This is a genomic window from Belliella kenyensis (genome assembly GCF_022549675.1).
In the GTDB taxonomy this organism is placed as follows: Bacteria; Bacteroidota; Bacteroidia; order Cytophagales; family Cyclobacteriaceae; genus Belliella; species Belliella kenyensis.
This window is the reverse complement of sequence record NZ_JAKZGR010000016.1, coordinates 24583-37709: the sequence shown is the minus strand read 5'-3', so window position 1 is coordinate 37709 and position 13127 is coordinate 24583. Positions and strand designations below refer to the sequence as shown.

Annotated in this window: 18 protein-coding genes; 15 read left to right on the top strand and 3 right to left on the bottom strand. The window is 36.4% G+C overall.

Features of this window, described 5'->3' with window-relative positions:
• Positions 1-102: 102 nt before the first annotated feature.
• From MM214_RS15635 to MM214_RS15575, 13 genes are all read left to right on the top strand, one after another.
• Positions 103-1875, top strand: coding sequence for a hypothetical protein (locus tag MM214_RS15635; RefSeq protein ID WP_241296805.1), 1773 nt, complete (start codon positions 103-105; stop codon positions 1873-1875).
• A gap of 11 nt (positions 1876-1886) precedes the next feature.
• Positions 1887-2273 (top strand): hypothetical protein, encoded by a 387-nt coding sequence (locus MM214_RS15630; RefSeq protein WP_241296804.1) that lies wholly within the window; start codon positions 1887-1889, stop codon positions 2271-2273.
• A 132-nt stretch (positions 2274-2405) separates the two neighbouring features.
• On the top strand, positions 2406-2588 hold the full coding sequence (locus MM214_RS15625) for a hypothetical protein (protein WP_241296802.1): 183 nt from the start codon (positions 2406-2408) through the stop codon (positions 2586-2588).
• 11 nt (positions 2589-2599) lie between these two features.
• On the top strand, positions 2600-2986 hold the full coding sequence (locus MM214_RS15620; RefSeq protein WP_241296800.1) for a hypothetical protein: 387 nt from the start codon (positions 2600-2602) through the stop codon (positions 2984-2986).
• Between the two features lie 323 nt (positions 2987-3309).
• Positions 3310-3717 carry a hypothetical protein gene (locus MM214_RS15615; RefSeq protein WP_241296798.1) on the top strand — a complete coding sequence of 136 codons (408 nt, stop codon included), beginning with the start codon at positions 3310-3312 and terminating at the stop codon, positions 3715-3717.
• Between the two features lie 132 nt (positions 3718-3849).
• Positions 3850-4032 (top strand): hypothetical protein, encoded by a 183-nt coding sequence (locus tag MM214_RS15610; RefSeq protein ID WP_241296796.1) that lies wholly within the window; start codon positions 3850-3852, stop codon positions 4030-4032.
• Positions 4033-4043: 11 nt separating this feature from the next.
• Positions 4044-4442, top strand: a complete 399-nt coding sequence (locus MM214_RS15605) for a hypothetical protein (RefSeq protein WP_241296794.1) — start codon at positions 4044-4046, stop codon at positions 4440-4442.
• A gap of 132 nt (positions 4443-4574) precedes the next feature.
• Complete coding sequence (locus tag MM214_RS15600) at positions 4575-4757, top strand: hypothetical protein (RefSeq protein ID WP_241296793.1); 183 nt, start codon at positions 4575-4577, stop codon at positions 4755-4757.
• Between the two features lie 11 nt (positions 4758-4768).
• Positions 4769-5155 (top strand): hypothetical protein, encoded by a 387-nt coding sequence (locus MM214_RS15595; protein WP_241296791.1) that lies wholly within the window; start codon positions 4769-4771, stop codon positions 5153-5155.
• Between the two features lie 417 nt (positions 5156-5572).
• Positions 5573-5818, top strand: a complete 246-nt coding sequence (locus MM214_RS15590; protein WP_241296789.1) for a ribbon-helix-helix domain-containing protein — start codon at positions 5573-5575, stop codon at positions 5816-5818.
• Positions 5805-6092: a type II toxin-antitoxin system RelE/ParE family toxin gene (locus MM214_RS15585; RefSeq protein ID WP_241296787.1), complete on the top strand. Its 288-nt coding sequence runs from the start codon at positions 5805-5807 to the stop codon at positions 6090-6092. The genes MM214_RS15590 and MM214_RS15585 overlap by 14 nt, the downstream gene beginning before the upstream one ends.
• A 397-nt stretch (positions 6093-6489) precedes the next feature.
• The gene (locus tag MM214_RS15580) at positions 6490-7401 is read left to right on the top strand and encodes a hypothetical protein (RefSeq protein ID WP_241296785.1); all 912 of its coding nucleotides are present in this window, start codon (positions 6490-6492) and stop codon (positions 7399-7401) included.
• 1 nt (position 7402) lies between these two features.
• Positions 7403-8134 carry a hypothetical protein gene (locus MM214_RS15575; RefSeq protein ID WP_241296783.1) on the top strand — a complete coding sequence of 244 codons (732 nt, stop codon included), beginning with the start codon at positions 7403-7405 and terminating at the stop codon, positions 8132-8134.
• Between the two features lie 502 nt (positions 8135-8636).
• Here the strand turns inward: MM214_RS15575 and MM214_RS15570 are convergent.
• The 3 genes from MM214_RS15570 to MM214_RS15560 are packed head-to-tail and all read right to left on the bottom strand — an operon-like array spanning position 8637 to position 10108.
• Positions 8637-9305, bottom strand: coding sequence for a Spy/CpxP family protein refolding chaperone (locus MM214_RS15570; RefSeq protein ID WP_241296781.1), 669 nt, complete (start codon positions 9303-9305; stop codon positions 8637-8639).
• A gap of 7 nt (positions 9306-9312) precedes the next feature.
• Positions 9313-9642: a hypothetical protein gene (locus tag MM214_RS15565; RefSeq protein WP_241296779.1), complete on the bottom strand. Its 330-nt coding sequence runs from the start codon at positions 9640-9642 to the stop codon at positions 9313-9315.
• The gene (locus MM214_RS15560) at positions 9626-10108 is read right to left on the bottom strand and encodes an RNA polymerase sigma factor (RefSeq protein ID WP_241296778.1); all 483 of its coding nucleotides are present in this window, start codon (positions 10106-10108) and stop codon (positions 9626-9628) included. Before MM214_RS15560 ends, MM214_RS15565 begins: the two co-directional genes overlap by 17 nt.
• A 123-nt stretch (positions 10109-10231) precedes the next feature.
• On the opposite strand from MM214_RS15560, the gene MM214_RS15555 reads away from it, so the two are divergent.
• Entirely contained in the window at positions 10232-11701 is a 1470-nt protein-coding gene (locus MM214_RS15555; RefSeq protein ID WP_241296776.1) for a glycine--tRNA ligase, read from the top strand.
• A gap of 197 nt (positions 11702-11898) precedes the next feature.
• Positions 11899-13086, top strand: coding sequence for an esterase (locus MM214_RS15550; RefSeq protein WP_241296774.1), 1188 nt, complete (start codon positions 11899-11901; stop codon positions 13084-13086).
• Positions 13087-13127: the final 41 nt, after the last annotated feature.

Genomic DNA, 13127 nt, shown 5'->3' with positions numbered 1-13127 from the left:
CTTACTCTTTAATCAAAAGCAAATTTTAATTATGAGAACATTACAGAACATTACAGATTTAATTTTGTAAGCAGATTAGGGTCAAACAGCTTGACTGTTTTTATGATGGTTGGATTGTTGTTTTTCGCATCTTGTCAAGAAGAAGATCTCCCTGATCTTTCTGAAGAAAACCCAAGTAGTGAATTAAACAGTTTTCTTGGTAAAAAATTAGAAAATCCATATTCGGTAAAAAATATGAGAAAAGCTTATGCAAGTCTATTGGCAAAAAACTCAGGGCTGACTAATAAAAATACAGGCTTAAATAAAAATGCTGCTGAATTGGAAATTGATGTTACAGATTTTTATGTGAAGTTTCACATAAAGTCTGATGATGATTTACAAAAGATCATTGCTGATTCGCTAAACTACTCTGTATTACCTTTGGATCATGAGATTGTGTCTCAAGGGGACATTGAAATAGGTGATACCAATCTCAATAGTTATTGGGTCTATACATCAGTTCCTACAGACTACAATTTCCATGAAGAAATCGAATATGAAATTTTAGAAGAGTTGTTTTTACCCGAATCAGTTGATGGTGAAAATGGAATGAATGGACGTCAAAATAATAAAGAATCATATGTAGGTTCATTTTTATATGCGCTTGAAGAAGAGTCTCTGCTATTGACTGGTAACTTAGACCAAGGGGAAAGTAAAAGTTCCAATTTGCAAATGGCAAGAACTTATCGTAGACCTCAAGGGTATATTAGAGTTCAAAATACCACCACTGGCACGATCGATCCCGTAATTGGAGTGAAAGTAAAAACAAGAAGATGGTTCAAGTGGGGTAGTGGATACACAGATAGTAATGGTTTCTATAGCGTGGATAACACTTTCGAAAGGGATGTGAACTATGAAGTTGTGTTCAAAAATTCACGAGGGTTCAAAATTTGGCCTTCCATGATTAGCATTTCTTCTGGTAGATATAATGGAGGAAAGCATAGTCCAGCAGGGCAAAATATTACTTTTACTACAAGTTCAGATGCATGGAGATTTGCTACGGTAAATAATGCCACAGTGCATTACCTAAATTATTGCAATCAATTTAATGTAGGTTTACCACATTCAGATCTGAGAATTGTAGCACAAAATGGGACTGGTTCAAGTTCAGCTCCTATGTTGAGAAGAGTTTGGGGTATGGTAGGTTTTACAACCAATTCTCAATTGGTAACTTTTCTTTCTAAATCGAGTGGAATCACAATAGCTGCAAATTTATTGCAAAACATAACCAAATTTATACAGCCTGATTTGATCATTAAATCAGCACCATCACTAGGTACTGCAAGCATATATTCCACTACCTTCCATGAACTGGCACATGCCTCGCATTTTAGGCAGGTAGGCAGTGGGTTTTGGGTGAAATACATCAATTATATCATTACATACGGTCCTTATGGAGATGGTAGTGGTATGAACAATGGCGTATGTGCTGTAGGTGAGATGTGGGGTTTTTACTATGGATATTTTCTAACACTACAACATTTTGGTAACAACAATAATAATCCAATTATAAGACCGATTGGTTTAGAGGATTTCACGCCTGTTCAGAAACCTGATAATAGGAGTATAGTTATACATAGAATTAATAATAGAATATATAGAATGGAGGGCTGGATACCAGCTGGGTTATTACATGATTTAATTGATACGAACGCCGATATCATCAGGTCGGGATTCACAGACAATGTAAGCGGTTACACGATCAGTCAAATCTTTGGTGCATTGCGTCCTGGAGTAGAGACAGTTCAAGGTTTCAGAAATAGATTGCTCCAAAACAATGGAAATCATCAGCAACAGGCTGTGAATAATTTGTTTGAAGCTTATTATTATAATTGATAACTGAGATCATGAAAAAAATAGTAGTATTAATCTTGCTCGCTCTAACTTCTTGTATAAAAGATAATTGCGTAGACTATTTGATTGAAAATCAAACAGAAAATGATTTGAATTTAATTTTATTTGAAGAAGGTTTTGAATATCGCAATATCGAAATCCTTTCAAATGGTGTTTTTAGCGAATTAAGTATTTGTGAGTCGTATATAAATTCAATTACATATGAACCTATTGACTCAATTCAATTAAAAGTCAATGATATAATCGTTAAAACCTATTATCCAGATTCTCCTGGAAAGAATATATACAATGTGGGCGATAGGGATACTTGGTTAATGGTAGTCAATAGAAAACATTACCAAAAGTTTGTCTTTGAGATCACAGAAGAGGATTTGAAGTAGGGACTATCACCAAAATAAAACCAGAAACAAATCAGTTAGTGAGATTGGCTATAAAGTGAGTATCTGGGAGTAAACTTTTCCAAAGTTCGAAACTTTGGAAAAGTTCTCCTACTTGACTTAACTGATACCAATGTGGATCTTGTCAGATCTGGATTTACGGATGATGCAAGTGGTTATTCTATAAGTCAAATCTTTGTGGCACTACGTCCGGGCGTCGAGACAGTGCAGGGCTTTAGGACCAGGTTGCTTCAAAACAATGGAAACCATCAGCAGCAGGATGTGAACAATTTATTTGAAGCTTATTATTATAATTGATAACTGAGATCATGAAAAAAATAGTAGTATTAATCTTGCTCGCGCTAACTTCTTGTGTAAAAGATAATTGCGTAGACTATTTGATTGAAAATCAAACAGAAAAAGATTTGAATTTAGTTTTATTTGAAGAAGGTACTGAACGCCGAAATACTGAAATTAAATCAAACTCCACATTAGTAGAATTTATGATTTGTGATGTTGGTCATCGGTATCTTTCATATGAGATTTTTGATTCGATTCAAGTCAGAATAAATGACTTAGTCTTGAAAACCTATTATCCAGATTCTCCTGGAAAGAATATATACAATGTGGACGATAGGGATACTTGGATATTAGAAGTCAATAGAAAGCATTACCAAAAGTTTGTCTTTGAGATCACAGAAGAGGATTTGAAATAAGGACTATCACCAAAATAAAACCAGAAACAAATCAGTTAGTGAGATTGGCTATAAAGTGAGTATCTGGGAGTAAACTTTTCCAAAGTTCGAAACTTTGGAAAAGTTCTCCTATTTGACTTAACTGATACCAATGCGGATCTTATCAGATCTGGATTTACGGATGATGTAAGCGGATATACAGTCAGCCAAATATTCGGGGCATTACGTTCAGGAGTGGAAACAGTACAGGGTTTCAGGAATAGATTGTTGCAAAATAACGGCAATCAGCAGCAGGCAGTGAATATTTTATTTGAAGCGTATTATTATAATTAAAAGGAGTAGATATGAAAGAGATAAAACTTGTTTCGTTGACTATTTTGGTTCTAAGCTTGTTTGCTTGTGATCCAGAATCATGTGATGATTATCTTATCAAAAATACTACAAAAGAAAATTTAGAAATTTATTTTTTTAGTTTTGAAAAAACTCAAAAAGAAAGCTTTGTTGAAATAAATTCCAATAGCTATTATAATCAGGAAAGCAATTGTGCTTTGGGAAATTCTTGGAGGTTTGAATATTTCATGATAGATTCAATTCAAATAAAAATTTCCGATGTCGTTGTAAAAACCTATTATCCAGATAGTCCTGGGAAAAACATTTTCAACACTCAAGATCAAGATTCATGGAGAATATCTGAGAGTAAAAAATACTACAGAAAGTTTGTCTTTGAGATCACAGAAGAGGATTTGAATTGAGGAATAATACCAAAATAAAACCAGAAACAAATCAGTTAGTGAGATTGGCTATAAAGTGGTTATCTGGGAGTAAACTTTTCCAAAGTTCGAAACTTTGGAAAAGTTCTCCTACTTGACTTAACTGATACCAATGTGGATCTTGTCAGATCTGGATTTACGGATGATGCAAGTGGTTATTCTATAAGTCAAATCTTTGTGGCACTACGTCCGGGCGTCGAGACAGTGCCGGGCTTTAGGACCAGGTTGCTTCAAAACAATGGAAATCAACAGCAGCAGGCGGTGAATCATCTTTTTGAAGCTTATTTTTATAATTGAAAGGAAAAGATATGAAAGCGATAAAAATTTTAGTGTTAAGTATTATTATTTTGGGTTTGTATAGCTGCGATCCAAATTCATGTGTAGATTATTTGATTGAAAATAAATTGAATTCAAATATAATTTTACGTTCACATGATCAATCTAATTTTATTGACCAAGAAATTAATTCGAGATCCTTTAAGAATCAACTTTCAAGGTGCGATATTGGGAGTTCACCAACCATTCTGGAGATAACAAGTGACTCTATTCATTTAATAGTTGATAACATAGTCAAAAAAACCTATTATCCAGATAGTCCTGGGAAAAATATTTTCAACACTCAAGATCAAGATTCATGGAGAATATCTGAGAGTAAAAAATACTACAGAAAGTTTGTCTTTGAGATCACAGAAGAGGATTTGAATTGAGGAATAATACCAAAATAAAACCAGAAACAAATCAGTTGGTGAGATTGGCTATAAAGTGAGTATCTGGGAGTAAACTTTTCCAAAGTTCGAAACTTTGGAAAAGTTCTCCTATTTGACTTAACTGATACCAATGTGGATCTTGTCAGATCTGGATTTACGGATGATGCAAGTGGTTACACGATCAGTCAAATCTTTGGGGCATTGCGTCCGGGCGTCGAGACAGTGCAGGGCTTTAGGACCAGGTTGCTTCAAAACAATGGAAATCAACAGCAGCAGGCAGTGAATAATTTATTTGAAGCGTATTATTATAATTGAAAGGAAAAAGTATGAAAAAGTTTTATATATTAATTATTCTAGTCCTAACTTCTTGTAGAAAAGATAATTGTGTTCTTTATTTAATTGAAAATGAAACAGAAAATGATTTAATTTTAATTTTGTTTGAAGGTAGAGAGGAATCTTTTAGTTATGAGATAGATTCAAATACTTCATTTACTCAGCTAAGTGAATGTGATAGGGGTGGTTGGTCTCTTTCATATGATTATTTTGATTCTATACAAGTCCAAGTAAACAATATAGTCAAAAAAACCTATTATCCAGAATCTCCTGGAAAGAATATATACAATGTGGATGATAGGGATAGTTGGTTATTGGTAGTCAATAGAAAACATTACCAAAAGTTTGTCTTTGAGATCACAGAAGAGGATTTGAAATAAGGACTATCACCAAAATAAAACCAGAAACAAATCAGTTAGTGAGATTGGCTATAAAGTGAGTATCTGGGAGTAAACTTTTCCAAAGTTCGAAACTTTGGAAAAGTTCTCGACTGGATAAAGGCTGATTTCTTTTTTTCTACCAATTACCAAAATGTTAGGAATAACAAAAACTATATCGGTCAGGTTAGGGATTAAGTTACATATTGGATTGAAACACCTTGTTTTGTGATGAGAAATATCATGCTGAGAAGAGGAATCTACCATGATGTAAATAATTACATATACGATCTTGCCAATTTTCAATTGGCAAGATTATTAGTTTTTTAGTTTCAATTAGAAAAAGTGGATTTAAGTAATTACTTTTATTTATTTGAATTGGTTCAAAAATGGTGTAAATTCGCACCAAATAGATAGATCATGAACAGACAAAGTATCAGTTTGACAGAACCGAATGATGAATGGTTGAAATCCCAAGTGGATAGCAAGGAGTACAGTAGCAAAAGTGAATTGGTGAATGATTTAATCAGACAGGCAAGAAATCAGCAAGCACAGATAGATTGGGTTAGAAAAAAATTGGATTTGGCGGAGAAAAGCGGTTTTACCGAAAACACTAAAGATCAGATTCTTGAAGAGTCAAAATCAAGGCTCAATGGCAAGATATAAACTTAGTCAAGCTGCTAAAGAAGATTTGATCAGAATTCATCACTATGGAGTTAGAAATTTTGGGACGATTCAAGCTGATAAGTATTTTAATTCCTTATTTATTTGTTTTGATGCGATAGCTGAAAGACCCTATTCATTTGAAGCAATAGATCACATAAAAAAGGGATATAGGCGTTGCGTGTGTGGATCAGACACTATTTATTTTAATATAAATAGTGAGGTTGTGGAGATCATGGCTATCGTTGGAAGGCAAGACGTTGGTCAAATATTGTAATTACATAGAAGCATTTGAAAACTTTAACCTATTTATTTTGAGTTAGTTATCGGCTGTCTAATTATCTCATTTCTTCCGCTTCTTTACATTGTGATTTTTCTTAAGTTCGAGAATTTCCTTGGTTTTGTTTACAACCTTGATAGAGCTATTGAAGGATAGAGCTTCACCAAATAGCCCACCACATTCAGCTCTTAAATGAAAAATTCAATATTTTTTTATTTATGAATTGATTTTTTTAATAATGTTTTATTTACTTAATAAAACATTATTTTATACTTATTCTTTAATCAAAAACAAATTTTAATTACGAGAACATTACAGAACATTACAGAACATTACAGAACATTACAGATTTAATTTTGTAAGCAGATTAGGGTCAAACAGCTTGACTGTTTTTATGATGGTTGGATTGTTGTTTTTCGCATCTTGTCAAGAGCTAAAAGAGGAGCCACTGGCGAAGGAACCTGAAAGTGTAGAACAAAAGTTTGACAGGCTCGTGTTTTTGGGAGCGGTCAATAAAGCCACTAGATCTTATGAGGAGGAAGCAAGAAATTCCAAAAAGGGCAAAAATTTTAGATCGATTTATGATAGTGAGAAAAGGATAGAGAGGTATATTGGGGATATAGCCCAAGGGTTTAATACCAGTGATTCTTTTTTCAATGTAATTCCAGAAACTTCATGGGATGCCCCCTTTCAAGGGAATGTGCTTGCAAATGAAGCAGTGTTAGACAAAAGTAGTTTGAGTCCTAGAGTAAGAATGCATATTGATCAGTTTGAAAATGCAATGAATCAAATTGCTGATAGATATGAGAAGGGTTTTATGTCTGAAAATCAGGTTAGAAATGAGTTGAAGACCATTTGTAAAAGTAGGGGGAACATTATTAAATCTGACACTAATCTTTCGACAACTGATAGAGGCGATTTATCAGATGCATTTTATGTATTCGATGAGATTACCGATGAACTTTCTTTAATTCTGCAAGATCCTACTACACTTGAAAATGGATTTATAAGAACAAGGTTTGGAAGAGCTTTAGTTAGAACCTTATTAGTAGCTGCAATTACAGTTGCAGTAGTCTATACTGTTGGACTTGCTGTTCCTGCCATTAAATTGAAAAGTCTATATTTAGGTCATAAAGCGGGGTTGGCAGCAGTAACAACTAAAACCACGGTAGCAGGGGGTAAAATGTATGCAGCATTAACATATGGTTTGGGTAAAGGAATGATTGGGGCTGTCCAAAAGTGGGACGAGGAATGGAAGGGATTAGGAAAAGAGTCAATTTATGCAGCAGTTAAAGTCGCTTGGTAATATGAAAAAAACAATTTTATCATTCATTGCGCTTCTGATATCATTTTCATCAATTGCGCAAGAATCCTTTTGGAATACCGTCAGAGATGGACCTGATTTAGATAGAGGGTTTAGTGTATCTTTGATCATACCGTCATTCATGATATCTAGTCCAAGTAACCTGAACTCATTGTTGGTAGAGAATTGGTATCCCTATATCCCTCGTGGTAGTTTCAATTATGGGATTGGCGTTTCCTACAGAATGAAGCGTTTTGAAACAGGGATTAATGCTTTGGTTGGATCACAAACGGTTTACATTGATCAATTGAACTCACAAATAAACCGAACTCCTCTTACTGCAAATATCTTTCTGCAGTATCATTTGTTCAGGAAGGGTTCATTCACATTTTACCCATTGATAGGAATCTCTTTGACTGATACCAACCTTATATTGTCTAAGGAGATAGAACCTGATGATATAGGGAATTTGCTACAAAACCCAGGTACTTCCATGAACCTTCAGCATTTTTCGGAAGGTATTTTGGTAGGGTTTGGGGTTGACCTGGCAGAACATTGGGTAGAATCTACAGGCTTATTTAGGTTGAAGTTTGCATACAGAATACCTACAGGTAACTACCCTTGGGAGTCTTATTTCACAAACCTTGGTAGTCCTCCAAAGGATTCATTTCCTTACTTTTCTGTGCAGTTTGAAATGGGGCTACCGTTCAACTGGAACAAGGGGAGTCTCAAATAAGCATCTGAAATACAGTTTTTGTGAATGAAGGTTGTAAAATTACGGCCTTCATTTATTTCTATTTTTAAATTATTTGATTCTTTTTTTCCTCTTGCAAAGAACGCAAAGGTGCAGAGGTCGCTAAGATTAAATCAATAGAACCTTCGGTCTGCTATGGTGGATCGGAGGTTTGTTCTATTGTAGATTCTGTGAAGTTAGTTGGATTTTTTTGCACGCAGAGGCGCAAAGATGGGTAGGGGTATGGAAACCTGCATATGTATAGTGGATGTTTTCTTGGTTTTCTTTCATACAAAAGATTAACCGCAGAGGCCACAAAGTTTTCGTAAAGGACGCAAAGGAGATTCTGTGCTTTGATGAAATCAATTCCCCTTAGCGTCCTTCACGTAGCCTTCTAATTCTTTGCCGTGAACATTGAGTTTACAAAATTGTACTAATAATTCAATTGCCTTCATTGGTACACCCCCATCTTACTCAAATCCGACTTTTTGTAGCCTACATAGTTTTACTTCTTTTTCAAAGTGATCACAATTACTCCATTTGCTGCCCTAGAACCATAAAGATTGATTGCATTAGCATCTTTATGGACTGAAATGGACTCTATTTCATTTGGGTCATATTGATCAATGTCTTTCACAAATGTTTCCTTACCATTTTCGACTATTACAAATAGGGGTTTGTTTTCTGGCGAAAGGGTGGACTTTCCACTGAGCTTAATGCTAGTGCCCGAATTGTTATTTGCCGTGTTGTTGTCTGTCCCACTTGCTTTAAAGGATAAGACTGACTTGTTGAGATCAGCAAGTGACTTTGTTTGGCTATCATTGAGCTCACCTCTGATTGCCAGTAAGTTAGTGAACTGCTTTTTCTTCAGTTGGGTCTCCAAGTTCAGGATTTTGTCCATTTGTTTTGATGCAGCATCTGTGTTGATCTTTGGTTCTTGAAGCATTTTTTTGAGCTTTTCATTCTCTGCATCTAGGTCCCATTTTAGTGTACTGAATTCCCCAGCGTTTTTGCCATGGATTGCTTTAATTTTATCTGCTTGTTGATCAGTAAGGGATATTTTGTCCCTGTTTTTCATGATATGGTCAGCAGAAAATAGCGTGCCCTGAAACAAATCTTGCCCTTGTGCTATTCCAGCAAGAAGCAGAAAGTATATGGTGATCAAATTTTTCATGTTGTTGTTAGTTTAGTTCTAATAATGAAGCTGTAGGAGATTCCCAAATATCCATGGAAGAGGTGGTCTCTATGATCAGCTGTTGTTTTTGGTTTTCATCTTCTATCAGGGAAATGATGATCACATCTTTTGCCAATGTTTCATCCTTTTTGTCACTTGTACCCATCCAGATGGCTGCGACAAGTGCTGCAGCTATGCCGGCGGGTATCCATCGCCATATTTTGTAAGATTTAGCTTTGAAAGCAGGCAAGGCTGGAGTAGAGATACCTTGGTCTTTTGATTTCAATTCGGAAAAGAACAACTCCAACTCCTTTTCCTCTTTATCTAGCATTTTCATGTTTCTTTTCAATTAATACCTTCAAACTCTTCTTTGCTCTCTCATAGTGCGTTCTTGCAGTGCCTAAGCTTACTTCCATGATTTCGGCAGCTTTTTCGATGGTCATCTGATGATAGAAGACCAATAGCAGCACTTCCTTTTGTCGGCTAGGGAGAAGATTGAGCATATCTTCTTGACTTTCAACTGGCCTATCAGGCTCTATATCTTCTACTTCTACACCATCCAATGTTTGAGTGTGGTTTGTTTTGCGTAGCCATTCCATAGCTGTAAACCTGATCACTGCAAAAAGCCATGTTTTTGGACTGGATTGATGACCGAATTTTGCTTTTCCTTCCAATACCTTGAGATAAGCATGTTGAAGTATGTCTTCAGCAAGTGAGGTATCAAAACCACAGCATTGCCTAGACCAGAGAAATGCTTCTCTGTGATGCGCTTTGATCAAAACTTCCAATTCCTTTGATGTCATAACTACATGTTGGTGAATAAATTTACTCATTATATGACAAGCATTTCAAAAGAATTTTGATAAGCTGTTCCAAAAGCCAATTTCTTCGCCTACTTATCAAGAAGTTTATTTATTTTTGCGCCTATGGCAAAAAACGAACAAGGAGCAGAGAATGCTCAACTGAAAGATATTATTTCCCATGCCAAAGAGTATGGATTTGTGTACCCTTCATCTGAGATTTATGATGGACTGCAGGCAGTGTATGATTATGGTGCCTATGGTGTGGAGTTGAAAAACAACCTTAAGAGACTCTGGTGGGAGACGATGACTCGTCTCAACGAGAATATCGTAGGGATAGATGCGGCGATTTTTATGCACCCTACTACTTGGAAAGCTTCTGGTCACGTGGATAGTTTCAACGACCCAATGATCGATAACAAAGATTCTAAGAAAAGGTATAGAGCGGATGTGTTGATAGAAGAGAAAGCTGCCTCTTATGAAAATGCTGGTGATATAGATCGTGCTCAAAACTTGCTCCAAGCCATGGGGAGATTGCTTGAAGCAGAAGATTTGGCTGGCGTAAGGGACTTGATCATTCAAGAGGACATCAAATGTCCTATCTCTGGTACAAGTAACTGGACAGATGTAAGACAGTTCAACTTGATGTTTTCTACACAAGTAGGATCTGTAGCAGAAGATGCTTCTACGATCTATTTGAGACCAGAGACAGCACAAGGTATTTTCGTCAACTTTCTGAATGTACAGAAAACAGCACGTATGAAAGTGCCTTTCGGTATTGCACAGATTGGAAAAGCCTTTAGAAATGAAATCGTAGCGCGACAGTTTATCTTCAGAATGCGGGAGTTTGAGCAAATGGAAATGCAATTCTTTGTACGCCCTGGATCTGAACTTGATTGGTACAAAGCTTGGTCTGATACCAGAATGAATTGGCACTTGGCACTTGGAGTGCCGCAGGATAAGCTAAGAAGACACGATCACGAGAAGTTGGCACATTATGCCAATGCTGCAATGGATATCGAGTACCAATTTCCATTCGGCTTCAAAGAAGTAGAGGGTATTCACTCGAGAACAGACTTTGACTTGAAGAGTCATCAGGAGTTCTCTAAAAAGAAGCAACAATACTTTGATCCTGAAATCAATCAGAATTATATTCCATATGTCATTGAGACTTCAATTGGAGCAGATAGGTTGTTTTTGATGACGCTTTGCAATGCATTTGTGGATGAAGAAGTGGAGGGGAAAAAACGTACCTACTTGAAATTCCACCCTGCAATCGCTCCGGTGAAAGCAGCAATTTTACCATTGACCAAAAAGGATGGGCTTCCTGAAAAAGGAAAGGAAATCTTTGAAGCATTGAAGTATGATTTCAATATCATCTATGAAGATGCAGCGTCGATCGGTAAGAGATATACCCGACAAGACTTGATAGGCACACCATATTGTATCGCTGTGGATCATCAGACACTAGAAGACAATACCGTGACGATCAGGCACAGAGATACTACAGAGCAAGAGCGAGTGCCAATTTCCGAATTGCATGGCAAACTTGCAGAGGCATGTAGCTTCAGAAGGATATTTGAGCGTGTTGGCTAAAAAGGGCGTGCTGAAAATTGCTTCGAGAATAATTTCTATAAATTTTGTCGTAAATCCTTTAGATCATCATACAGTCAGGGAGTAAGCTTTTGAGCTTGCTCCTTTTTTGTTGAATCATATTTGCAGGAATTGAAAATACTTTTACGATTTTCATGGATATAGCCGTAAATTAGTTGCTCAATCAAAACCCGAAATTGATGAAAAAGACATTACTTGCCAAGCTGTTTTTCTTCCTTACAATCACTAGTCTCTCGGCCCAAGAAGCGATCTTTCGTGCAGGGCAATTAACCTCTCCCGAGATCGAAGGGGATGTAGTTACCTTTAGATTTTATGCTCCTAATGCGGAAAAAGTTGAGATTACCGGAGATTTTTTGCCTACAGAAAAAGTAGAATCACCGATGGGCAAAGTAGATAGTCCAGGCAAATCGGAACTTACTAAAAAAGAAAATGGCGTCTGGGAATTCAAATCAGGTAAATTACAACCAGAACTTTATAGCTACTCTTTCCTTGTAGATGGCTTGCCAGCTACAGATCCCAACAATCCATTTCTGATAAGAGATGTGGCTTCTGTTACCAATATATTTATCATCGAAGGTGCTCATGCTGATTTGTATAGGGTACAAAAAGTCCCTCATGGAACTGTGGCTAAAAGATGGTATCCTTCAGATGGATTGCTAATGGAAAGAAGACTGACTGTATATACTCCACCAGGGTATGAGTCTTCTGCTGAGAAATATCCTGTATTGTACCTTTTACACGGTGCGGGAGGTGATGAAGAGGCATGGATTTCTTTAGGAAGGACAGCTCAAATCATGGATAACCTAATCCAACAGGGTAAAGCAAAACCCATGATTGTAGTCATGCCAAACGGTAATGTGATTCAAGATGCAGCACCTGGAGAAGGCACGCTAGGGTTCTATAAGCCACAGTTCATGATACCAAAGACCATGGATGGTACCTATGAGGAGAATTTCATGGAAATTGTAAATTTCATAGACAAAAACTATCGAACTGTTCCTCAAAAGTCTCATCGTGCCATAGCTGGTCTATCAATGGGAGGGTTTCATACAATGCATGTTTCTAGGTTTTTTCCTGACACTTTCGATTTTATTGGTCTATATTCTGCAGCCATTATGCCGCGAGAAGATGCCACAGGAAAAGTATATAAAGATATCGAAGGGACCTTAAAAGTACAGCGTGATAATGGATACAAGCTATATTGGATCGCGATAGGCAAAACAGACTTCTTATACGATGCCAACCAGGAGTTTAAGAAATTGCTAGATGGGATTGATATGTCATATACCTATGTAGAAAGTGAAGGAGGACATATTTGGAGAAATTGGAGGGTATACCTAAGCCAGTTTGCACCACAGTTGTTTTAGTGAATAGTAATTGGCTTTTAAACGTAAATTCATCGGTTGGA